The organism is Pseudomonas sp. P1_C12 (assembly GCF_056406435.1).
In genome coordinates, this window is record NZ_JBFUAE010000004.1 from 321193 (window position 1) to 344251 (window position 23059).

A 23059-nucleotide genomic window follows, 5' to 3' on the forward strand; every position below is an offset into this window, starting at 1 on the left:
TTCATGGCCATTTGTTGTCGAAGGCACTCGACAACCATAGCAAAGCGAGCCTGAATCAGAGGGTCCGCGATAATAAATTCAAAGGAGTGACCATGCGCTTTCTGCCTGGCCTGATCTGCCTGCTACCCCTTTTGAGCCCTTTGGCTCATGCCGAACTGATTGATGACATCAACGACCGGGGCGAATTGCGCATTGCCGTTGAAGCCAACACCCCCCCATTCAATTTCAAGGATGACGACAAGCTCACCGGTTTCGAAGTCGAACTGGGCCAACTGCTGGCAAGTGAACTCGATGTCCGGGCCGACTTTGTCGTCACCGACGGCAGCGACCTGCTGACTGGCGTCGAAAGCGGCAAATACGACATCGCCATCAACCACATAGCAGCGACCCCGGATCTCCAGGATCGTTTCGACTTCAGCGAACCTTACATTCAAACCCATGCGCAATTGATCGCGCAGAAAGAAGAGCCGCGCTCCATTCTGCTGGTGCAGTCGCTGACAGAAGAGAAGCCCAAAACCAACCCGGCCGTAAACCTGGCGATTCCGTTTCAGAAGGGTAATCCGGCGTTCCATGCCAGCCTGGAAAACGCATTGCAGCGGATCAAGGATGACGGGCGACTGCAAGCGCTGGAGCAGAAGTGGTTGGGGGCGGATGCCGGTGTGGGTGTGGTGCCGAAACAATAACCTGTAGGAGCTGGCTTGTCGGGTCGCCGCATCGCAGCGAAGGCGGTCTTCCAGCCAACATTTTTATCGACTGTGACGCCCTCTTCGCTGGCAAGCCAGCTCCTACAAGGAGGGGTGCTCGGTGTTAGCTCAGTGTTGCCAAGGCTGCCGCCGCTTGCGGCAACTCCAGCTCACTGAACACCTGCACCCCGTGGCGCTTGAGTAGCGCCGCTGTCACGCCCTCGCCACTGACCTTCACGCCGCTGAACGTCCCGTCATAGGTCAGCAGATTGCCGCAGGACGGGCTGTTGGCCTTGAGGACTGCGATGCGGATGCCATGCTTTTGTACCAGCTCCAGCACCTGATACGCCCCCGACAGAAACTGCGCACTGACGTCCTCGCCCTCGGTAGTGATCACCAACGCCTGGCCGTCGAGAACTTGCGCGCCCTGCCCGCCTGGAATTTCCGCTGCCGGCCGTGGCGTTGGCAAGCCACCGGCGACCTCTGGGCACAATGGCACGACCCGACCTTCATCCAGCCACTGCTGGAGCTGTTCGAACGGCCCGCTGGCCCCGCCGTCGTAACGGACGCGGTGACCCAATAGGCAGCGGCTGACGAGAATTTTCTGCATGATCAAAACGGCTCGTTGCCGCGCCGGCGGAACCAGCCGGTCAGCGACAGGCGATCCCGGGTCGCGGGCAGGACTTCGTGGGGAACCTCTCCGGAGAGAAACACCACCAGGCAGCCGCCAATAGGTTGCACGTCGTGGACGCGATCATTGTCGAGGTACATGCGCAACTGGCCGCCGTGTTCGGGAAGCCAGGCGTCATTGAGGTAAACCACCGCCGAAACCATGCGCCGGTCGTCATCGCGAAAGCGGTCGACGTGCTTCAGGTAGAACGCCCCGGGCGGGTACATCGCAAAATGGCTTTCGAAATCCTCCAGGCCGAGAAACAGACCGCGATTGATCGCCTCCCGCAGGCTGTCCATCAAACTCAGGTAGCTGTCGCAAGCCTCGGCCTGGCCGGGGTCGATCCACTGAATATGGTCGCCACGAATCCCTTCGCGGATCTCCGATGACGGCCCACGGCCCACAGCGGCCGGAGCCAGCTCACCCTCGGCAGCACGTTTGCGACACTCGCCCGCCAGCGCTCGGGTCAGATCCAGAGGCAGGAAAATATTCTGCTGCGACCAGCCGTGCTCGGCCAGGTCATCGACGATTCGTAACAGCAGCGGGTGATCAGAGGATATTTGCATGCCGCGCATAGTATTCCTGTGCCCGAAAATCCGACAGAGCCGCGCAGCGGGTTGATACGAATTCTCGACAAGTACGGATGCCGCACGGAGAATAGTCGCCTGCTGACTGGAGTCCCTATGCGCCGTTTGCTTTTATCACTGTTGCTGTTCTGCGTCTTGCCCGCCTGGGCAGACGGCCACGACCAGTTGTACAAGGTCGCCGGCTGGCCGGAACAACGCGCGCATTTCAACGACGCCCTCTCGGCTGCTCAGCAACGCTACCAGGGCAGCCTGCCTCCGGCGGTGTTTCAGGCACTGGTCAATAACAGCAATCAGCGTTTTTCCGCCAAGGCGGTGGACCAGCGTGCCGAAGCGCAATTGCGCAAGAACCTCGCCAACCCCAAACCCGCGCTGACGTTTTTCCAATCGCCCTTGGGCAAGAAAATCGTCGCCGCCGAGCTGTTGGCGACCCGTCGCGACCAACTGGCGAAAAACGCCAAGGGCCTGCCGAAGATGCAGGCCAGCGACAGCCGCCTGCTGATCATCGGCCACTTGGCACAATCCCTGCCCGCACGCGAGGCCGGCGCGGAAGTCAGCCTGGCGATTGCCGGTGTTGCCGCCGACAGCTTGAGTTCGATGATCCCGGGGTTGCTCGGTGCCGGCCAGGCCCAGGGCATGCTCAACGGCCAGCGCCAGCGCCTGATGGACCAGATCGGCAGCGACCTCAACAACACACTGCTGTATGTCTATCGCGACCTGTCGGACGACGAGCTGGAAGAGTTCGCGACCTTTGCTGAATCTTCGGAAGGCCAGGCTTATTATCAGGCCGCATTGGCTGCGATTCGGGCGGGGTTGGCGGTGGGGCAGAGCAATTCGAATCTGACCCAGTGATATTTAGAGCCAGATAGATCGCTATCGTCGGAACGCCGCCCGGAGCAGGCTCGCTCCCACATTGGATCTGCGCACACCTGCCCCCTGTGGGAGCGAGCCTGCTCGCGATGAGGCCGGCACAGACGCTAAGGATTCCGGCCCTTGATCCGCTTGCTCAAAAACCCGAAAAATTCCTGCCGCATCACCAGCGTTTCATTCGCCAGATGATGCCGTGCCTCGGGCAGCATCAGCACCTGCGGCCGATCAAACTTGCCCCGCAACACTTCCAGGTTGTGCTCCCAATCCACCGTCATATCGGCTTGCCCCTGCACGATCAACGGCCGGCGGGTACTCATGGGGGCGGCCTCGATGCGTTTGATCCAGCGCGCCAATGCACCCACCCAGGCCGTCGGCAGGCGAAGCGGCTGCAACGGATCTGCTTGCAGGAACGGCAAAAACGCCGGGTCGTTGGAGTTCTCGCTGAAACGCCGGGCGATGGCTTTAACGAAAGGCTTGAGCAGGTAGTAACTCAGTTGCGACCAACCCCACGCCCGCGGCCGCACCAGCGGCGACAGCAGAATCACCTGACCCTGCGCCGGGCTGTTCGCCCCCGCATTCAACACATGATCAATCACGATCGCCCCGCCGGTACTCTGCCCGCACAGGTGCCACGGTTGCGGCAAGTCGAGGGATTGCGCCTCGCCGAACAACCCTTGCAACGCGTCCTGATACTCGGCGAAATCCTTGATGCTCGCCCGTTCGCCACTGGACAGGCCGTGCCCCGGCAAGTCGCAGGCAATCACCGCAAAGCCCTGGTCCAGCGCCCACTCGATCACATGCCGGTAGAGCCCGGTGTGATCGTAGAAACCGTGGATGACAAACAGCGTCGCCTTGGCTCGCTCGGGCCACCAGAACTGGCTGACCAGCTCATAACCATCGACCTCGAACCGCCCAAGGCCACTGCGCACCTGACACTGCGCAAAATCCAGCCCGTAGAATCGCCGGTAAGCCTGCGCCTGTGCTGACAACGGCTGCCCGGCTGCCAGAGGCAGCAAGCTGGCGCGTAGAAGATCAGGGTCGAAAGTAGCCGGCATGGACGATTCCAGAACGTGAAACAGACTTTATAGGCCTGCGATATTCTTCTGTCGCGGCAAGCATGGCAAGCTAGCCGACCTTCGAGGACTGAACCGATGCACTCGCCCTTTCGCGCCGCCCTGTTTGCCTGCCTGCTCGCCGTGGTGTGTGCCGGCGTGTTGTGGGCGGCCTACGACTGGTTCCAGGGGCGTTACCTGCGCACGTTCAGCGAGCACACCGCGATGTTTTCGGGTGATCCGCTACGCCTTCCCGAATCCCTCGCCGGCCCTGGCGCCATCCGCCTGGTGCATTTCTGGGACCCGGCCTGCCCGTGCAATGTCGGCAATCAACAACACCTGACCGAACTGGTCGAGCGCTATGTACCCCATGGCGTGGAATTCTATGTCGTGCAAAAACCCGGAAGCCACGGCCAGTTGCCGGGCACCTTGAGCAGCCTCAAATCCATCGACATCCTGCCCGGTTCCGAACAGATCCCCGCCAGCCCGGCCGTGGCGATCTGGGATCGCAGCGGCAAACTGGCGTACTTCGGCCCGTACAGCGAAGGCCTGACCTGCAACTCCAGCAACAGCTTTATCGAACCGATCCTGCAAGCGCTGGATGAAGGCCGTGCGGTGAGTGCCACGCACACACTGGCCGTGGGGTGTTATTGCCCGTGGCCTGTCGATCCCGCGAAATAGGGAAAAACGCGCCAATACGAATCCCTCCTACGGGCGATGCGCCATATCGGCGCGCCGTGTTACACAGTGGCGCCAGGAATCACAATAACAACAAGGAGTCGCCATGAAACGCAGCCTGACCGCTCTCGTGCTGTTGATCGTCGTGCTGGCCGCCGGGGCCGGCGGATACCTCTACAGCAAGCAGCCGTCACGCCAGGGCATGGTGGAACTGCAACACCTGCAAGGCTCGGTCACCGTGCGCTACGACGAGCGCGGCGTCCCGCACATCCGCGCCGAAAACGAAACCGACCTGTACCGCGCCCTCGGCTACGTCCATGCCCAGGACCGCCTGTTCCAGATGGAAGTCCTGCGTCGCCTGGCCCGAGGCGAGCTGGCTGAAGTGCTCGGGCCGAAACTGCTCGACACCGACAAACTGATGCGCAGCCTGCGCATTCGCGAACGCGCCGAAACCTACTTCGCGAACCTCGACAAGCAGTCGCCCTCCTTCATCGCCATGCAAGCCTATCTGGACGGCATCAACCAGTATCAGGACAGCCACGCAAAACCCGTGGAGTTCGATGTGCTGGGCATTCCAAAACGCCCGTTCACCGCCCAGGACACCATCAGCATCGCCGGCTACATGGCCTACAGTTTTGCCGCGGCATTTCGTACCGAACCCTTGCTGACATTCGTGCGCGATCAACTGGGGCCCGGATACCTGAACATCTTCGATCTCGACTGGCAGCCAAAAGGCGTGCTCAATGGGACCGCCCCCACATTGGCCAGCGCCGACTGGAAAGACCTCAATGCCCTCGCCCGCCTGAGCGAACAGGCCCTGGCTGACAGCGGCCTGCCACAGTTCGAGGGCAGCAACGCCTGGGTCGTCGCGGGCAGCCGGACCCAAAGCGGCAAGCCGCTGCTGGCGGGTGATCCGCATATCCGTTTTTCCGCGCCGTCGGTGTGGTACGAAGCGCAGCTCTCGGCTCCGGGCTTTGAACTCTACGGCCACTATCAGGCCTTGATGCCGTTCGCCTCCCTGGGCATGAACCACGACTTCGGCTGGAGCATCACCATGTTCCAGAACGATGACCTCGACCTGATCGCCGAGAAGGTCAACCCGGACAACCCCAATCAGGTCTGGTATCGCGGCAAGTGGGTGGACATGACGACCAGCGAGCAGCAAATCGCGGTCAAGGGCCAGGCACCGGTGACGCTGGTGCTGCGCCAGTCGCCCCACGGTCCGATCGTCAACGATGCCTTGGGCAACGGCGTCGGCAAGACACCGATTGCCATGTGGTGGGCGTTTCTCGAAAGCCAGAATCCGATCCTGGAGGGTTTCTACCAGCTCAATCGCGCCGACACCCTGGCCAAGGCCCGTGGTGCCGCGGCAAAAATCCAGGCCCCGGGCCTGAACGTTGTCTGGGCCAATGCCAAGGGTGACATCGGCTGGTGGGCGGCGGCGCAATTGCCTAAACGTCCGGCGGGCGTACGCCCGTGGTTCATCCTCGACGGCAGCACTGCCGAGGCGGACAAGGATGGCTTCTACCCGTTCACGGCCAACCCCCAGGAAGAAAACCCGGCGCGGGGCTACATCGTCTCGGCCAACTTCCAGCCGGTGTCGCCGACCGGCATGGAGATTCCCGGCTACTACAACCTTGCCGATCGCGGTCAGCAACTCAATCGCCAGCTCAGCGAAAAGGCCGTCAAATGGGACCTGGAAAACAGCCAGCTGCTGCAACTGGGCACCACCACCGCCTACGGCCCGCGCCTGTTGGCACCGCTGTTGCCGGTGTTGCGCGAAGTGGTGAGCGATCCCGCCGAACTCAAACTGGTGGAGCAACTGGCCCAGTGGAAAGGCGATTACCCGCTCGACTCCACCAGCGCCACGCTGTTCAACCAGTTCCTGTTCAACCTGGCTGACGCGACGATGCACGATGAGCTGGGCAACGACTTCTTCGAGACGCTGCTCTCGACCCGGGTGATCGACGCCGCGTTGCCCCGCCTGACCGCCAGCGCCGATTCGCCGTGGTGGGACAACCGCGGCACACTCGGCAAGGAAACCCGTGTCGACACGGTCAAGGCAGCCTGGCAAGCCAGCATCGCGCACCTCAAGACCACCCTCGGTGCAGACTCCGCGCAATGGCAGTGGGGCAAGGCGCACACATTGACCCATGGCCATCCGCTGGGGCAGCAGAAGCCGCTGGACCTGTTCTTCAATATCGGCCCCTTCGCCGCACCCGGCACCCATGAAGTGCCGAACAACCTCTCGGCGAAGATCGGCCCGGCTCCGTGGCCTGTCACCTACGGCCCTTCGACCCGGCGCCTGATCGACTTCGCCGACCCGGCCCACAGCCTGACCGTCAACCCGGTCGGCCAGAGCGGCGTACTGTTCGACAGTCACTATGATGATCAGGCCGAGGCCTACGTCGAGGGGATGTACTTCCAGGCGCATCTCAATGACGAAGAAGTCACGGCCAATACCCGCAGCACCTTGAAGCTGTTGCCGGCGCGGGCTGCGCCATAGATTTTTGCTGGCCGGGCTGGCCACATCGCGAGCAGGCTCGCTCCTACAGGTTTTTCTGGTGTTCACAAAATTTGTGTTCGACAGCGATCCCTGTAGGAGCGAGCCTGCTCGCGATGGGGACCTGACAGACAACAACAATGTCTCCTCAAACCATCGCCGCAAAATTCAACCGAAACTGCTGCGGCGTCACCCCCAATCTACGATTGAACACACTGCGCATGTGCTGGGCATCGCGAAAGCCGCATTGATAGGCCACAGTCTTGAGCGGCGCGCGGGTGCTTTCGAGCATCACCCGCGCCGCATCGACCCGTGCCCGCTCGACGAACTCGGCCGGGGTGATTTTCGCTTCCCTGGCGAACACCCGGGAGAAGTTGCGTGCGCTCATATTGGCGGCATTGGCCAGGTCGGCGATGGTCAAATCTCCCGTCAGGTTGGCCAGCACGTAATGCTGGACCATCGCCACCGCCGAAGTCGGTTCGGCGTGGGGCGTAAGGAACGGGCTGAATTGCGATTGCCCACCCGAACGCTGGGTGAACACCACCAGCCGCTTGGCGACATTCAGCGCCACTTCCGGCCCGTGATCCCGGCCCAGCAGGTACAGGGACAGATCGATGCCTGCAGTGACCCCGGCCGAGGTGAACAGCTCCCCGTCCTCTACGTAAAGGCGATCCGCTTCAACCCGGGTCGACGGGCACAACATTGCCAGCGCCGACGCATCATTCCAGTGGGTAGTGACCGTGCGCTCTTCCAGCAACCCCGCCCGAGCGAGCATAAACGCTCCATTGCAGATCGAGCCGAAGCGCTTGGCCCGCACACAGGCATCGCGCAACCAGCCATCGAATGCCACACCGAAATCCATGAACGGCAACTGCGGCCCCCCGGCCACCAGCAACAGGTCATACGCCTCCAGCGCTTCGCTGAAATGCCGATGGGCATTGAGCGCCAAACCGTTGGAGCACGCCATCATTCCGTGCTCGACGCCGATCACTTCCAGCCGGTAGTGATCCTGCGGGGCGAGGAAACGATTGGCCTCGGAAAACACATCCATGGGGCCAGTGATATCCAGCGACTGGACACCGGCGAACACCACGATGGCAACGGTTTTACTCATGGTTCGAAGCGCCTCTCATGCTACTGATTGCAACGCTCACCTGTAGGAGTGAGCCTGCTCGCGATGGACATCAACGATGACGGGGGCTACCTGGATGTACGCGGCGCCCTCACGTGCATCGCGAGCAGGCTCGCTCCTACAGGGTCTGCATGCACCCTAGCCAATCCAGGTCCAACAAGCGAGGTTGGCGCGATATGCACGCTCATTGGCCGGGATCGCAGCCATGGATCGATTGTCCGGTTTTGGGGCCCGGAACAGACTGAATCCCTCAGCGCCACCAGGGCGTTCACGACGAGGAATACTCCATGAGCACCACCATCGCCGGCATCAGGATCCCGGACAGCGCACTGGCCAAGGCCACCACCGAATACATCCGTGACATCGAATCGGACCTGCTCTACCACCACTCGCGCCGGGTCTTCCTGTTCGGTGCACTGAGCGGTGAGCGCAAGCAACTGGCCTACAACCCGGAGTTACTGTACGTCGGCTCGATGTTCCATGACCTGGGCCTGGTGCAAGGTCATCGCAGCGACAACGAGCGCTTCGAAGTCGACGGTGCCAATGCGGCAGCCGCATTTCTCAAGCCTTACGGATTGAGCGATGACGACATCGAACAGGTCTGGCTATCGATTGCCCTGCACACCACACCGGGCGTGCCTCAGCACTTGCGTCCCACCGTGGCGCTGGTCACGGCTGGCGTCGAGATGGACGTGCTGGGCATGGACTACGCGGCGTTTTCCAGCGTGCAGCGCAAAGCAGTGGTGCATGCACATCCGCGGGGCGAGGGATTCAAGGAGTGCATCATCTGCGCATTTGCCGACGGTTTGCGCCATCGTCCGCAGACCACGTTCGGTAATGTGAAGACTGACGTATTGGTAGATCAGGAGCCGGGGTTCAAGCCGATGAATTTCGTCGAGGTCATTCGCAAATCCCCTTGGGTGACCTAACCAAAAATCAAAAGATCGCAGCCTGCGGCAGCTCCTACAGGGAACCGTATTCCTCTGTAGGAGCTGCCGCAGGCTGCGATCTTTTGCTGTTAAGCCGCTTCCGGTGCCTGTGCGCGACGCACGTCCGGTTGCTTCCACGAATCGGCTGCCGCTTCTTCGATCGCTTGCTGGATCGCACGCTTGCGGCTTTCTTCGGCACGACGGCTGAAGAACCAGACCATGAAGGTCACGATCGACACCGCCAGCAGGATCAGGCTGGCCACGGCGTTGATCTCGGGCTTGACCCCAAGGCGCACCGCCGAGAACACTTCCATCGGCAGGGTCGTGGAACCTGGGCCCGACACGAAGCTCGCCAGCACCAGGTCATCCAGCGACAGCGCGAAGGACATCATGCCGCCCGCTGCCAGCGATGGGGCGATCATCGGAATGGTGATCAGGAAAAACACCTTCCACGGTTTCGCACCGAGGTCCATGGCCGCCTCTTCGATGGACAGGTCCAGCTCGCGCAAACGCGCCGAGACCACCACCGCCACATAGGCCGCACAGAACGTGGTGTGGGCGATCCAGATGGTGACGATGCCGCGTTCCTGCGGCCAACCGATCATCTGCGCCATGGCCACGAACAGCAGCAACAGCGACAGACCGGTGATCACCTCAGGCATCACCAGTGGCGCAGTCACCAGGCCACCGAACAGGGTACGGCCCTTGAAACGGGTGATGCGCGTCAGGACAAACGCTGCCAATGTACCCAGTGCCACCGCCGCCACCGCCGTGTAGCAGGCGATTTCCAGCGAACGCACCACCGAGCCCATCAGCTGGGTGTTGTCGAGCAGGCCGACGTACCACTTGATCGACCAGCCGCCCCACACCGTTACCAGTTTGGAGGCGTTGAACGAGTAAATCACCAGGATCAGCATCGGCAGGTAGATAAACAACAGACCCAGTACCAGCATCAGGCTGGAGAAACGGAAGCGCTTCATTCTTTACCCTCCATTTCCTTGGCCTGACTGCGGTTGAACAGAATGATCGGCACGATCAGGATCGCCAGCATCACCACCGCCAGGGCAGACGCCACCGGCCAGTCACGGTTGTTGAAGAACTCCTGCCAGAGTACTTTACCGATCATCAGGGTTTCCGGACCGCCCAGCAGTTCCGGGATCACGAACTCGCCCACCACCGGGATGAACACCAGCATGCAGCCTGCGATGATGCCGTTTTTCGACAGCGGCACGGTGATTTTCCAGAAGCTGTTGAAGGTGCTCGACCCCAGGTCCGACGCGGCTTCCAGCAGGCTCTGGTCGTGCTTCACCAGGTTGGCGTACAGCGGCAGGATCATGAACGGCAGGTAGGAATAGACCACGCCGATGTAGACCGCCAGGTTGGTGTTGAGGATCTGCAGCGGTTCGTCGATCCAGCCCATGCTCATCAGGAAACCGTTGAGCAGACCGTTGTTGCTGAGGATGCCCATCCACGCATAAACGCGGATCAGGATCGCGGTCCAGGTCGGCATCATGATCAGCAGCACCAGCACCGTCTGCATTTCCTTGCGGGCAACGGAGATGCCGTAGGCCATCGGGTAGCCGATCAGCAGGCAGAGGATGGTGCTGAAAAGCGCCATCTTCAACGAGCCGAGGTAAGCGGCGATGTACAGCTCGTCACCGGCCAGCATCGCGTAGTTGCCCAGGTTAAGCAGCAACTGCAGCTTCTGCTCGGCGTAGCTGTAGATTTCGGTGTACGGCGGAATGGCCACGTCCGCTTCGGCGAAGCTGATCTTCAGGACGATGAAAAACGGCAGCATGAAGAACAGGAACAGCCAGATGAATGGAATGCCGATGACCATCTGACGGCCACCGGGAATTATTCGATCGAGACGACGTTTGAATTTGCGCATGTTCATGAGCGAAGTACCACGCCGCTGTCGTCTTCCCAGTACACGTAGACCTGATCACCCCAGGTCGGACGCTGCCCGCGACGTTCGGCGTTGGCCACGAACGACTGCACCAGCTTGCCACTTGGCAGTTCGACGTAGAACACCGAATGGCCGCCGAGGTAGGCGATGTCGTGCACCTTGCCGCTGGACCAGTTGTACTGGCAGGTCGGCATGTCGGCGGTGACCAGCAGTTTTTCCGGACGTATCGCGTAGGTAACCGACTTGTCCTGCACCGAAGTGCTGATTCCGTGGCCGACGTAGATCTGACGATCCAGGTCTTGGCAGGTAATGATCGCGTGGCCTTCGGCGTCGTCGATCACTTCGCCTTCGAAGATGTTCACGTTACCGATGAATTCGCAGACCAGGCGACTGGTCGGGGTTTCGTAGATGTCGATCGGACTGCCGATCTGGGCGATCCAGCCCAGGTGCATGATCGCGATGCGCTCGGCCATGGTCATGGCCTCTTCCTGGTCGTGGGTCACCATGACGCAGGTTACGCCGACGCGCTCGATGATCTCCACCAGCTCCAGCTGCATTTGCGAACGCAGCTTCTTGTCCAGTGCGCCCATCGGTTCGTCGAGCAGCAAAAGCTTCGGACGCTTGGCCAGGGAACGGGCCAGGGCCACACGCTGACGCTGGCCGCCGGACAACTGATGCGGCTTGCGCTTGGCGTACTGACTCATCTGTACCAGCTTGAGCATGTCGGCCACGCGGGCATCGACTTCAGCGTTCGGCAGCTTGTCCTGCTTGAGGCCGAAGGCGATGTTCTGCGCCACGGTCATGTGCGGGAACAAGGCGTAGGACTGGAACATCATGTTGATCGGCCGCTCGTAGGGCGGCATGTCAGTGATGTCTTCGCCATCGAGGAAAATGCGCCCCTCCGTGGGCCGTTCGAAACCTGCGAGCATGCGCAGCAACGTGGACTTGCCCGATCCCGAACCGCCGAGCAGGGCGAAAATTTCGCCTTTCTTGATTTCCAGGGACACATCGTCCACGGCAATCGTCTCGTCGAACTTCTTCGTGACCCGGTCGATTTTGACCAGCACCTGTTTAGGTGACTGGTCGCCCTCGAGGGCTTTCTTATAGGCGCCGGAGGCAACTGCCATTTACGAAACTCCCAGAAAAAAAGAGTGCAGTTCGCTCAAGGTGAGCCAACCTGGATAGTTTGAGCCTTGAAACTATTTACCCGACTTGACCTTGGTCCAGCTGCGGGTCATCAAACGTTGAATATTCGGCGGTAGCTCGATGGACACGTAGGTCTTGTCGAGCACCTCTTGCGGTGGATAAACCGCTTCGTCGGTGCGAATGGACTGTTCCATCAGTTTGTCCGACCCCGGGTTAGGGTTGGCATAGCCGACGTAATCACTGACCTGGGCAATCACCTCAGGCTTGAGCAAATAGTTGATGAAGGCGTGGGCCTGCTTGACGTTGGCCGAGTCCTTCGGAATCGCCAGCATGTCGAACCAGAGCGCGCCGCCCTCTTTCGGAATCGAGTAGGCGATGTTCACGCCTTTCTTGGCTTCTTCGGCCCGGTGCTTGGCCTGGAAGATGTCGCCGGAGAAACCGATCGCCACGCAGATGTCGCCGTTGGCCAGATCCGCGATGTATTTCGAAGAGTGGAAGTAGGTCACGTAAGGCCGCACCGCGAGCAACTTGGCTTCTGCCTTTTTGTAGTCTTCAGGGTTGGTGCTGTTGGCATTCAGGCCCATGTAGTTGAGCACTGTCGGCATCATTTCATCGGCGGAATCGAGGAACGCGACGCCACAGCTGTGCAGTTTCTTGATGTTTTCCGGCTCGAACAACACCCCCCAGGAGTCGATCTTGTCGACGCCCAGCACAGCCTTGACCTTGTCGACGTTGTAACCGATGCCGTTGGTGCCCCACAGGTACGGCACGGCGTACAGATTGCCCGGATCGTTCTGTTCCAGACGCTTGAGCAGCACCGGGTCGAGGTTCGAGTAGTTCGGCAGCTGCGACTTGTCGAGCTTCTGGAATGCCCCAGCCTTGATCTGTTTGCCGAGGAAGTGGTTCGACGGCACGACCACGTCATAACCGGTACGCCCGGCCAGCAACTTGCCTTCCAGGGTTTCGTTGGAATCGAACACGTCATAAACCGGCTTGATACCGGTCTCTTTCTGGAAGTCGGCCAGGGTGGTCTCACCGATGTAGTCCGACCAGTTATAAATATGCACGGTGCCGGCGGCCTGGACACTGACAGCAATCGTCAGCCCGGCGCCGACCAGCATGGCTTTGCGCAAGAAAGAAAAAACAGGCAAGTGGAGGTCCTCTGAAATTAGTTGGGCCCAAGTTGCCCCGCGTTACATGACAACCGTGGTTGCCCGGCAACAAAACCGGCGCGCAACTTACCCTCGAAAAACCGTTCCAGCAAAACTTTTGTCATTTAATTCAACCTGTTGCCGCCACCGCGCAGGTGGCGACAACAGGCTGTTGCATCAAACCGGCTTATTTACCGGATTTGATCTTGGTCCAGCTGCGGGTCATTTCACGCTGGGTCGCCGCTGGCAGGTCGGCGATGGCATACAACTTGGCCTGCACATCGGCTGGCGGGTAGATGCCTGGATCGCTGGTGATGTCTTTTTCTACCAGAGCTGTTGCAGCGGCGTTACCGTTCGGGAAACGTACGGCGTTGGTGATAGCGGCCATGACTTCAGGCTTCTGCAGGAAGGTCATGAACTTGTAGGCGCCCTGAACGTTCTCGGCATCCTTGGGAATCGCGACCATGTCGAAGAAGCTGCCAGCGCCTTCTTTCGGAATGGCGTAGCTTACTTTGACCTTGTCACCCGCCTCTGCGGCACGGGACTTGGCCTGCTGAACGTCACCCGAGTAGCCAACCGCTACGCAGATGTTGCCATTGGCCAGGTCCGAGATGTACTTGGACGAGTGGAAGTAGGTGATCGAAGGACGAATCTTGAGGAATAGTTCCTCGGCTTTCTTGATGTCTTCTTTCTTCTGGCTGTCGGTTGGCAGGCCCAGGTAGTGCAGCGCGACCGGGAGCATTTCGGTCGGCGAATCGAGGAAACTCACACCGCACCCCTTGAGCTTGGCAATGTTTTCCGGTTTGAGCAGCACGTCCCAGGAGTCGATGGTATCGACGCCCAACGCAGCCTTGACCTTCTCCGGGTTGTAACCGATGCCGATCGAGCCCCACATGTACGGGAAGGCGTGCTTGTTGCCAGGGTCACTGACCGAAACGGCCTTGAGCAGATCCTGGTTCAGGTTTTTCCAGTTAGGCAGCTTGGACTGGTCCAGCTCCTGATATACGCCGGCCTTGATCTGCTTGGCCAGGAAGTTGTTCGATGGCACGACCACGTCGTAGCCGGACTTGCCCGCCAGCAGTTTGGCTTCCAGGGTCTCGTTGCTGTCGAATACGTCGTAAACGACCTTGATCCCCGACTCTTTCTCGAAGTTCGCGATGGTGTCCGGAGCGATGTAGTCAGACCAGTTGTAGACGTGCAACACCTTGTCGTCCGCCTGAACCGCACCCGCCATCATGCCCGCGACGGACAGGGCGAGAAGTGTCTTGCCAGCAAGCTTTTTACCTAATGCCTTCATGCGTCATGCTCCAAATTTTTCTTTTTTGAACCACTTTGTTCAGCGACCGAACCCTGACAACTGGAACTGCGGCTAGTCTGGCAAGATCCGAGGCGGTCTTTCAAGAAAAGACCGGCCTTTGTGACAGCTTTGAGCGAGAGCGCCGCAGCTCCCTCGCTCTGAGCCTAGCACCTAGCCCTGCAATGCACTCAGGGTCAGGTCAAGGCACTTGCGAGCCTTGGTCACCAGCTCATCGATTTCCGCCGGCGTGATCACCAGTGGCGGAGCGATGATCATGGTGTCGCCGACTGCGCGCATGATCAGGCCATTGTCGAAGCAGAACTGACGGCAGATCATGCCGACGCCCTTGCCCTCGTAACGCTTGCGAGTGGCCTTGTCCTGGACCAGTTCGATGGCCCCCAACAGCCCGACCCCACGAACTTCACCCACCAGCGGGTGATCGTTCAGTTCCCGCAGACGCTTTTGCAAATACGGTGCCGTTTCTGCCTTCACACGCTCGACAATTTTTTCGTCGCGCAGGATACGGATGTTTTCCAGCCCCACAGCCGCCGCCACCGGGTGCCCGGAGTAGGTGAAACCGTGGTTGAAGTCGCCGCCCTCATTGAGCACCTCCACCACTTCATCGCGCACGATCAGGCCACCCATCGGGATGTAGCCCGAGGTCAGGCCCTTGGCGATGGTCATCATGTCTGGCTTGAGGCCGTAGAAATCGCTGCCAAACCACTCGCCGGTGCGACCGAAACCGCAAATCACTTCGTCCGCCACGAACAGGATGTCGTACTTGGCGAGGATTTCCTTGATGCGCGGCCAGTAGGTGTCTGGCGGAATGATCACGCCGCCGGCGCCCTGGATCGGCTCGGCAATAAAGGCACCGACGTTGTCGACGCCGACTTCCAGAATCTTTTCTTCCAGCTGGTTGGCCGCCCATACACCGAACTCTTCCGGAGTCATGTCGCCGCCTTCGGCGAACCAGTACGGCTGGGCAATGTGAACGATGCCCGGGATCGGCAAGTCGCCCTGTTCGTGCATGTACGTCATGCCGCCCAGGCTTGCGCCGGCCACAGTAGAACCGTGGTAACCGTTCTTGCGGCTGATGATGACTTTCTTTTTCGGCTGGCCCTTGATCGCCCAGTAGTGACGAACCATACGCAGCATGGTGTCGTTGCCTTCGGAACCGGAACCAGTGAAGAACACGTGGTTCATGCCTTGCGGCGCGATGTCGGCGATAGCCTTGGCCAGCTCCAGTACCGGTGGATGCGCGGTCTGGAAGAACAGGTTGTAGTAAGGCAGCTCGCGCATCTGTTTGCTGGCGGCATCGGCCAGTTCATCGCGACCATAACCAATCGCGACACACCACAGGCCGGCCATACCGTCGAGAATCTTGTTGCCTTCGCTGTCCCAGAGGTAAACGCCCTTGGCGTTGGTAATGATCCGCGGGCCTTTCTCTTTCAGCTGCTTGAAGTCGCTGAACGGAGCCAGGTGGTGATCATTGCTCAAGGTTTGCCATTCACGGGTTTGCGGATTGTTGCTGGTCATACGAATCTCCTAAGAAAATCAGGTGAAAGCGCCGCCAGGTAGCGGCGGCGCCCGACGTATCAGACGGCAAAGAGCAGGAATTCCCTTTCCCACGAACTGATCACGCGCTTGAAGTTTTCATGCTCGGCCCGCTTGACCGCGACGTAGCCAGTGATGAAATTTTTGCCCAGGTAACGCTCGACGATCGCGCTGTTTTCCATGCGTTCCAGCGCGTCTTCGATGGTCAGCGGCAGGCGCAGGTTGCGGCGTTCATAGCCACGTCCCACCACCGGCGCACTCGGGTTCAGGCCTTCGACCATGCCGATGTAACCGCAGAGCAGGCTCGCGGCAATCGCCAGGTACGGGTTGGCATCGGCGCCTGGCAGGCGGTTTTCCACCCGACGATTTTGTGGCCCCGCATCCGGCACCCGCAGGCCCACCGTGCGGTTTTCTTCGCCCCACTCCACGTTCACCGGCGCCGAGGTGTCCGGCAGGAAGCGGCGGAACGAGTTGACGTTGGGAGCGAACAGCGGCAACAGCTCGGGAATGAGCTTCTGCAAGCCACCGATGTGGTGCAGGAACAGCTGGCTCATGGTCCCGTCTTCATTGGAGAAGATGTTCTTGCCGGTCTCGATGTCGATGATGCTCTGGTGCAAGTGCATGGCACTGCCCGGCTCGCCGGTCATCGGCTTGGCCATGAAGGTCGCGGCGACGTTGTGCTTGAGCGCGGCCTCGCGCATGGTGCGCTTGAACACCAGGATCTGGTCGGCCAGGGACAGGGCATCGCCGTGACGGAAGTTGATTTCCATCTGCGCCGTGCCGTCCTCGTGGATCAGCGTATCGAGGTCAAGGTCCTGCAGTTCACACCAGTCGTAGACGTCTTCGAACAGCGGATCGAACTCGTTCGCCGCTTCAATGGAGAACGACTGACGACCGGTTTCCGGGCGACCGGAGCGACCGACCGGCGGCTGCAACGGGTAGTCCGGGTCGTCACTGCGCTTGGTCAGGTAGAACTCCATTTCCGGCGCCACAATCGGCTGCCAGCCTTTGTCGGTATAGAGTTTCAGGACTTTCTTGAGCACGTTGCGCGGCGACAGCTCGATCGGGTTGCCTTGCTTGTCGTAGGTATCGTGGATGACGATGGCGGTCGGCTCGATGGCCCATGGCACCAGGTACACCGCACTCTGGTCGGGACGGCAGATCATGTCGATGTCGGCCGGGTCGAGCAGTTCGTAATAGATATCGTCTTCGACGTAATCGCCGGTCACAGTCTGCAACAGCACGCTCTCTGGCAGGCGCATGCCCTTTTCGGCGATGAATTTGTTGGTCGGCGAAATCTTGCCCCGGGTAATCCCGGTCAAGTCGGCGATCATGCATTCGACTTCTGTGATCTTGTGGTTTTTCAACCAATCGGTGAGCTGGTCGAGGTTGTTACTCATAAATGCCTCTAGGCTTGAGTTGTCTGACCCTTTTAAGGTCAGGCGTTGTTTGACGCATCGGCGTCGCGTTGTAGAGCGTTTGCGCGGCAGATTATCGTGCTTGCCAACACGGCTGCAGAGGCCGGGCGTGCTGAATCGCGAGCGGAGCCCTGAACGATGGTCAGGCCGCTATTGTGAATCGGTTCTATATTGAATGGAGTAACCGTAATGGGGGTGCCATCGCGACCGTCCAGAATAACGGACGGGGACGGTTGAACCGTCACGGATGGGAGGATCACCGGTACCGCTGAGGCCACGGAACGGACGGGCGTGTCATCACTGATGTGACAAACATGCCGACCGACCTGTCTTGAGCAGTCGGTGACGCCGATTATCGGCAGGCGAGACATGAAGCACCCCGGTATTATTGCTGTTATGGGTTTGATTCGAGCTTAGCCTTGTTCATTTTTTTACACAACACCCCCGTAAAAAATACAACACGGCCCGCTCAAGCCTGCGGGCGCCACAGGGGCCAAGGGCATAAAAACGCCAAAAATCGCCTCAAAAAAGCCCCACGAGCGCTTTTTTAGGGCAAAAAAGGCCTCGCTTGACTTCGGCATGCCATTCGGGTTGACTGGAATCCGAAAAGATCAATGATTGATATTTTTAACAACAAAGGTGTTGCATCATGTCGGTACCCCCGCGTGCCGTTCAGCTTAACGAAGCGAACGCGTTCCTTAAGGAACATCCTGAGGTTCTGTACGTTGACCTTCTGATTGCGGATATGAATGGTGTGGTGCGCGGCAAGCGCATCGAACGCACCAGCCTCCACAAGGTTTACGAGAAAGGCATCAACCTGCCGGCCTCTCTATTTGCTCTGGATATCAATGGCTCGACGGTGGAAAGCACCGGCCTGGGCCTGGACATCGGTGATGCTGACCGAATCTGCTATCCAATCCCCGATACCCTATGCAACGAGCCATGGCAGAAGCGCCCGACCGCGCAACTGTTGATGACCATGCACGAACTCGAAGGCGAGCCATTTTTCGCCGACCCGCGTGAAGTGCTGGCCAATGTGGTACGCAAGTTCGACGAAATGGGCCTGACCATCTGCGCCGCGTTCGAACTGGAGTTCTACCTGATCGACCAGGAGAACGTGAACGGTCGTCCGCAACCACCTCGCTCGCCGGTTTCCGGCAAACGTCCGCACTCGACTCAGGTCTACCTGATCGACGACCTCGACGAATACGTCGACTGCCTCCAGGACATTCTGGAAGGTGCAAAAGAGCAAGGGATTCCGGCCGACGCCATCGTCAAGGAAAGTGCCCCGGCGCAGTTCGAAGTGAACCTGCACCACGTGGCTGACCCGATCAAGGCCTGCGACTACGCGGTCCTGCTCAAGCGACTGATCAAGAACATCGCCTACGACCATGAAATGGACACCACCTTCATGGCCAAGCCTTACCCGGGCCAGGCGGGTAATGGTCTGCACGTCCACATCTCGATTCTCGACAAAGACGGCAAGAATATTTTTGCCAGTGAGGATCCCGAGCAGAACGCCGCACTGCGTCACGCGATCGGCGGTGTGCTCGAGACCCTACCGGCGCAGATGGCGTTCCTCTGCCCGAACGTCAACTCGTACCGTCGTTTCGGCGCACAGTTCTACGTGCCGAACTCGCCGTGCTGGGGCCTGGATAACCGCACTGTGGCGATTCGAGTACCGACCGGTTCCGCCGATGCCGTGCGCATCGAACACCGCGTGGCCGGCGCCGATGCCAACCCTTACCTGCTGATGGCTTCGGTCCTGGCGGGCGTGCACCACGGCCTGGTCAACAAGATCGAGCCTGGCGCTCCGGTCGAAGGCAACAGCTACGAGCAGAACGAGCAGAGCCTGCCGAACAACCTGCGTGATGCACTGCGCGAGCTGGACGACAGCGAAGTCATGGCCAAGTACATCGATCCGAAATACATCGATATCTTCGTGGCCTGTAAAGAGAGCGAGCTGGAGGAGTTCGAACACTCCATCTCCGACCTCGAGTACAACTGGTACCTGCATACCGTTTAATCGGTTGCAGTAGCGAAGAAACGCCGCCGGCCTCATAGCCTGCGGCGTTTTTTTATGGCCGCCTTCGGCGGATCGCGAGCAGGCTCGCTCCCACAGGGATCTTCTGTGGGCAAAAAATTGGCGTTCAGCACAGATCCAATGTGGGAGCGAGCCTGCTCGCGAAGGCGGCCGAGAAGACAACACACAACCCGACTCGTACAATGCCCGCTGCCCCGCAGGAGACTCCAATGACACGCGTAGCCACCCCCCGCAAACCCCGCGCACGCAGCCAGACCCGGATCGATTCGATACTCGATGCGGCCCGTACGCTGCTGGCTGCCGAGGGCGTGGCCAGCCTGTCGATCTATAGTGTCGCCGAGCGCGCGGAGATTCCGCCCTCCTCGGTCTACCACTTCTTCGCCAGCGTGCCTGCCCTGCTCGAAGCCCTGACCGCCGATGTCCACGCCGCCTTCCGCGCCTGCCTGCAAGCCCCTATCGATCATCCTGCCTTGAACGGCTGGCGCGATCTGTCGCGACTGGTGGAACAACGCATGCTCGACATCTACGCAGAGGACGCTGCCGCCCGCCAACTCATTCTGGCCCAGCATGGCCTGACCGAAGTCACCCAGGCCGACCGCCAGCACGACATCGAACTGGGCGACCTGATGCACAAACTCTTCGATCATCACTTCGAGCTGCCGAAGCTTCCCGACGATGTCGATGTGTTTGCCCTGGCCATGGAGCTGGGTGACCGGGTGTATGCGCGCTCAGTGCAACAGCACGGACAGATCACGCCGCGCATGGCCGAGGAAGGAATGCGGGTGTTTGATGCTTACCTGGGGTTGTACCTGCCGCCTTACCTGCCCAAGCGCACCCTCGGCGACTGATGCACTAAATCACTTCGCAATCGTAAAGTGCCAGGCGTCGAATCACTGTTCCTGGTCGCAACAACCCGCCTGGTGCGACGACCGCGTTGGCACCGAGCCGCGATCCGTCGCCCAGCAGCGCGCCAAACTTGTCGCAACCGGTCGGCACCAGCACATCATCGACCCGCACGTTCACAGCTTTGTCAGCACGCTCGTTGCGATAGTTGGCAACGATGCTGCCCGCTTCCAGATTGACTCCGGCACCCAATACCGAATCACCGACAAAATTGAAGTGCGCCAGTTTGCTGCCGCCGAACACGAAGGAAGACTTGAGCTCGGCGCCGGGGCCGATGATGCAATGCTCATCCAGCCAACAACCACCACGCAGATAAGCACCGGCGGCGATAAAACAGCCAGCGCCAATGATCAGCGGCGCCTTGAGAATGGCGCCCTCTTCGACCTGCGCCGTGCGGTGGACGGCAATATCATCCAATACCTGGTAATCATCATCCGGCAACTGCTTGAGTAGCTCGCGCACACGCTCGGGGGCATTGCTCACCAGCTCCCAGGGCGTCAGGTCGGCCCATCGGGCAAGCTTCGAGAGGGCCACACCATGAATGTAATCCGAAATCCTGACTGTCATCTTTGATCTCCTTGTCGCCAATCCTTGCTGCGAAAAAAATCCACACCGGACTCTACCACCGCCAGCAAGGCCAACAAAAACCCCGAAGGGCTAAAACCGTCCGGGGTTGTTGTTTACGCATACGGCTTACAACTTGGCGATCGACACCTCGGTGGATTTCACAAACGCAATCACTTCACTGCCGACCGCCAGTTCCAGCTCTTTCACCGAGCGTGTGGTGATCACCGAAGTGACGATGCCGGACGCGGTTTGCACGTCGATTTCCGAGAGCACGTCGCCGAGGACGATTTCCTTGATGGAGCCTTTGAACTGGTTGCGAACGTTGATGGCCTTGATCGTCATGAAGTTGATTCCTGTCGTTGGGTAAGACTTGAGTTATTGAGCCCAGCGCAATTGCGTGGGCAAGGGTGAAACAGGTTCCGGTTCCGGCGGCTGGCCGGGCAGCGCCAGCACGCGATTGAGCACTTCGGATTCCAGCGCCGCCAGCCGATGGGAACCGCGCACCCGAGGGCGCGGCAGGTCCACGTGCAGGTCGAGGCCGACTTCGCCGTCTTCGATCAGGATCACCCGATCGGCAATCGCCACGGCTTCACTGACGTCATGGGTCACCAGCAACACCGTGAAGCCATGCTGTTGCCAGAGCCGTTCGATCAGTTGCTGCATTTCAATTCGGGTCAGGGCATCCAGCGCACCCAAGGGTTCGTCGAGCAACAGCAGGCGCGGCTGATGAATCAACGCACGGGCCAAAGCCACGCGTTGCTTCTGTCCACCGGACAGCGCTGCAGGCCACTCGTGGGCGCGATCGGCCAGGCCCACCGCTTCCAAAGCTTCAAGCGCCTGCGGCCGCCAGTTGCCCTTGAGGCCCAGACCGACGTTGTCGATGATCTTTTTCCAAGGCAGCAAACGCGCCTCCTGGAACATCAACCGCGTGTCTTCCCGTGCCTCACTCAAGGGCGCAGCACCGGCGAGCAACTCACCGCCCGTGGGTTGATCGAGGCCAGCGAGCAAGCGCAGCAAGGTACTTTTACCGCAACCACTGCGGCCCACTACAGCGACAAACTGGCCCGCCGGAATGTGCAGGTCGATCTCGCGCAGCACCTGTCGCGAGCCAAAGGTTTTTTGCAGCTTGCGCACCGCCAGCGGAATCCCGCGCAGCAGGCGTGGAGGTTGTTCCGCGATCATGCTGCACCTCCCTTGGCAGCCTGATACGCCGGGTGCCAGCGCAGCCACACACGCTCAAGTCCACGGGCCGCGAGGTCGGCCAGTTTGCCGAGCACCGCGTACAACAGAATCGCCAGCACCACCACGTCAGTCTGCAAAAACTCCCGGGCATTCATGGCCAGATAGCCGATGCCGGAACTCGCGGAAATGGTTTCCGCCACGATCAACGTCAGCCACATAAAACCCAGGGCAAAGCGCACGCCGACCAGAATCGAAGGCAGCGCCCCCGGCAGAATCACCTGCCAGAACAGACCGAAACCGGACAAGCCATAACTGCGCGACATCTCCACCAGCGCCGGGTCGACGTTGCGGATGCCGTGATAGGTATTGAGGTAAATCGGGAACAACGTGCCCAGCGCCACCAGGAAAATCTTCGCCGACTCGTCGATACCGAACCAAAGAATCACCAGCGGAATCAGCGCCAGGTGCGGCACATTGCGGATCATCTGCACCGAACTGTCGAGCAGACGCTCGCCCCACTTCGACAGGCCGGTGATAAAGCCCAGGGTCAAACCGATGCCGCCGCCAATGGTGAAACCCAGCGCGGCACGCCAGCCGCTGATGGCCAGGTGTGTCCAGATTTCGCCGCTGCGCACCAGGTTCACGCCGGCTTCGATCACGGCGATCGGTGCCGGCAGGATCCGTGTCGACAACCAGCCCGCCGACACACTCAACTGCCACACCGCCAGCAGCAACACCGGCAACGCCCAGGGCGCCAGGCTGTGGATGATTTTCTTCATGACCGCGC

22 protein-coding genes are annotated in these 23059 nt (G+C 60.1%); 7 read left to right on the forward strand and 15 right to left on the reverse strand.

From position 1 onward, the window contains the following. Window positions 1-92 precede the first annotated feature (92 nt). Window positions 93-683 carry a transporter substrate-binding domain-containing protein gene (locus AC1D19_RS08765; protein ID WP_477762974.1) on the forward strand — a complete coding sequence of 197 codons (591 nt, stop codon included), beginning with the start codon at window positions 93-95 and terminating at the stop codon, window positions 681-683. A gap of 124 nt (window positions 684-807) precedes the next feature. Here the strand turns inward: AC1D19_RS08765 and AC1D19_RS08770 are convergent, their stop codons facing one another. Continuing rightward, window positions 808-1293, reverse strand: a complete 486-nt coding sequence (locus AC1D19_RS08770) for a 2-thiouracil desulfurase family protein (protein ID WP_477762975.1) — start codon at window positions 1291-1293, stop codon at window positions 808-810. Window positions 1294-1295: 2 nt separating this feature from the next. Next, window positions 1296-1928, reverse strand: coding sequence for a 2OG-Fe(II) oxygenase (locus AC1D19_RS08775; RefSeq protein ID WP_150757513.1), 633 nt, complete (start codon window positions 1926-1928; stop codon window positions 1296-1298). A gap of 108 nt (window positions 1929-2036) precedes the next feature. Here AC1D19_RS08775 and AC1D19_RS08780 point away from each other — a divergent pair, with 108 nt between their 5' ends. Continuing rightward, entirely contained in the window at window positions 2037-2789 is a 753-nt protein-coding gene (locus AC1D19_RS08780) for a DUF2059 domain-containing protein (protein ID WP_477755145.1), read from the forward strand. 125 nt (window positions 2790-2914) lie between these two features. Here the strand turns inward: AC1D19_RS08780 and bipL are convergent, their stop codons facing one another. Further along, a complete protein-coding gene (bipL, locus tag AC1D19_RS08785) occupies window positions 2915-3862 on the reverse strand; it encodes a phospholipase BipL (RefSeq protein ID WP_477762976.1) in 948 nt (315 codons plus the stop codon). Between the two features lie 96 nt (window positions 3863-3958). On the opposite strand from bipL, the gene AC1D19_RS08790 reads away from it, so the two are divergent. Further along, entirely contained in the window at window positions 3959-4540 is a 582-nt protein-coding gene (locus AC1D19_RS08790; RefSeq protein ID WP_477755147.1) for a DUF6436 domain-containing protein, read from the forward strand. Window positions 4541-4643: 103 nt separating this feature from the next. Continuing rightward, on the forward strand, window positions 4644-7043 hold the full coding sequence (locus tag AC1D19_RS08795) for a penicillin acylase family protein (protein WP_477762977.1): 2400 nt from the start codon (window positions 4644-4646) through the stop codon (window positions 7041-7043). A 145-nt stretch (window positions 7044-7188) separates the two neighbouring features. Here the strand turns inward: AC1D19_RS08795 and AC1D19_RS08800 are convergent, their stop codons facing one another. Next, on the reverse strand, window positions 7189-8154 hold the full coding sequence (locus tag AC1D19_RS08800) for a GlxA family transcriptional regulator (RefSeq protein WP_477762978.1): 966 nt from the start codon (window positions 8152-8154) through the stop codon (window positions 7189-7191). A gap of 305 nt (window positions 8155-8459) precedes the next feature. On the opposite strand from AC1D19_RS08800, the gene AC1D19_RS08805 reads away from it, so the two are divergent. After that, complete coding sequence (locus tag AC1D19_RS08805) at window positions 8460-9101, forward strand: HD domain-containing protein (RefSeq protein ID WP_477762979.1); 642 nt, start codon at window positions 8460-8462, stop codon at window positions 9099-9101. A gap of 89 nt (window positions 9102-9190) precedes the next feature. Here AC1D19_RS08805 and AC1D19_RS08810 read toward each other — a convergent pair whose 3' ends face one another. From AC1D19_RS08810 to AC1D19_RS08840, 7 genes are all read right to left on the reverse strand, one after another. Next, window positions 9191-10081 (reverse strand): ABC transporter permease subunit, encoded by an 891-nt coding sequence (locus tag AC1D19_RS08810; protein ID WP_008015386.1) that lies wholly within the window; start codon window positions 10079-10081, stop codon window positions 9191-9193. Next, entirely contained in the window at window positions 10078-10959 is an 882-nt protein-coding gene (locus AC1D19_RS08815; RefSeq protein ID WP_477753094.1) for an ABC transporter permease subunit, read from the reverse strand. The genes AC1D19_RS08810 and AC1D19_RS08815 overlap by 4 nt, the downstream gene beginning before the upstream one ends. A 35-nt stretch (window positions 10960-10994) precedes the next feature. Beyond that, on the reverse strand, window positions 10995-12137 hold the full coding sequence (locus tag AC1D19_RS08820) for an ABC transporter ATP-binding protein (RefSeq protein WP_477762980.1): 1143 nt from the start codon (window positions 12135-12137) through the stop codon (window positions 10995-10997). Between the two features lie 72 nt (window positions 12138-12209). Continuing rightward, the gene (locus AC1D19_RS08825; protein ID WP_477762981.1) at window positions 12210-13307 is read right to left on the reverse strand and encodes a polyamine ABC transporter substrate-binding protein; all 1098 of its coding nucleotides are present in this window, start codon (window positions 13305-13307) and stop codon (window positions 12210-12212) included. 187 nt (window positions 13308-13494) lie between these two features. Continuing rightward, the gene (locus AC1D19_RS08830) at window positions 13495-14604 is read right to left on the reverse strand and encodes a polyamine ABC transporter substrate-binding protein (protein ID WP_442096317.1); all 1110 of its coding nucleotides are present in this window, start codon (window positions 14602-14604) and stop codon (window positions 13495-13497) included. A 171-nt stretch (window positions 14605-14775) separates the two neighbouring features. Beyond that, entirely contained in the window at window positions 14776-16140 is a 1365-nt protein-coding gene (locus tag AC1D19_RS08835; protein ID WP_477762982.1) for an aspartate aminotransferase family protein, read from the reverse strand. Window positions 16141-16199: 59 nt separating this feature from the next. Next, window positions 16200-17558 (reverse strand): glutamine synthetase family protein, encoded by a 1359-nt coding sequence (locus AC1D19_RS08840; protein WP_477753070.1) that lies wholly within the window; start codon window positions 17556-17558, stop codon window positions 16200-16202. Between the two features lie 667 nt (window positions 17559-18225). On the opposite strand from AC1D19_RS08840, the gene AC1D19_RS08845 reads away from it, so the two are divergent. Both AC1D19_RS08845 and AC1D19_RS08850 read left to right on the forward strand, forming a co-directional pair. After that, window positions 18226-19602, forward strand: a complete 1377-nt coding sequence (locus tag AC1D19_RS08845; RefSeq protein WP_015097275.1) for a glutamine synthetase family protein — start codon at window positions 18226-18228, stop codon at window positions 19600-19602. A gap of 227 nt (window positions 19603-19829) precedes the next feature. Continuing rightward, window positions 19830-20468 carry a TetR/AcrR family transcriptional regulator gene (locus AC1D19_RS08850; protein WP_477753071.1) on the forward strand — a complete coding sequence of 213 codons (639 nt, stop codon included), beginning with the start codon at window positions 19830-19832 and terminating at the stop codon, window positions 20466-20468. A gap of 4 nt (window positions 20469-20472) precedes the next feature. Here the strand turns inward: AC1D19_RS08850 and AC1D19_RS08855 are convergent, their stop codons facing one another. The 4 genes from AC1D19_RS08855 to ssuC form a co-directional block, all read right to left on the reverse strand. Next, entirely contained in the window at window positions 20473-21090 is a 618-nt protein-coding gene (locus tag AC1D19_RS08855) for an LbetaH domain-containing protein (RefSeq protein WP_477753072.1), read from the reverse strand. A gap of 126 nt (window positions 21091-21216) precedes the next feature. After that, entirely contained in the window at window positions 21217-21432 is a 216-nt protein-coding gene (locus AC1D19_RS08860) for a TOBE domain-containing protein (protein WP_007967989.1), read from the reverse strand. 33 nt (window positions 21433-21465) lie between these two features. Then, window positions 21466-22272: an aliphatic sulfonates ABC transporter ATP-binding protein gene (ssuB, locus tag AC1D19_RS08865; RefSeq protein ID WP_477762983.1), complete on the reverse strand. Its 807-nt coding sequence runs from the start codon at window positions 22270-22272 to the stop codon at window positions 21466-21468. Then, window positions 22269-23051 (reverse strand): aliphatic sulfonate ABC transporter permease SsuC, encoded by a 783-nt coding sequence (ssuC, locus tag AC1D19_RS08870; protein WP_477753074.1) that lies wholly within the window; start codon window positions 23049-23051, stop codon window positions 22269-22271. Before ssuC ends, ssuB begins: the two co-directional genes overlap by 4 nt. Window positions 23052-23059: the final 8 nt, after the last annotated feature.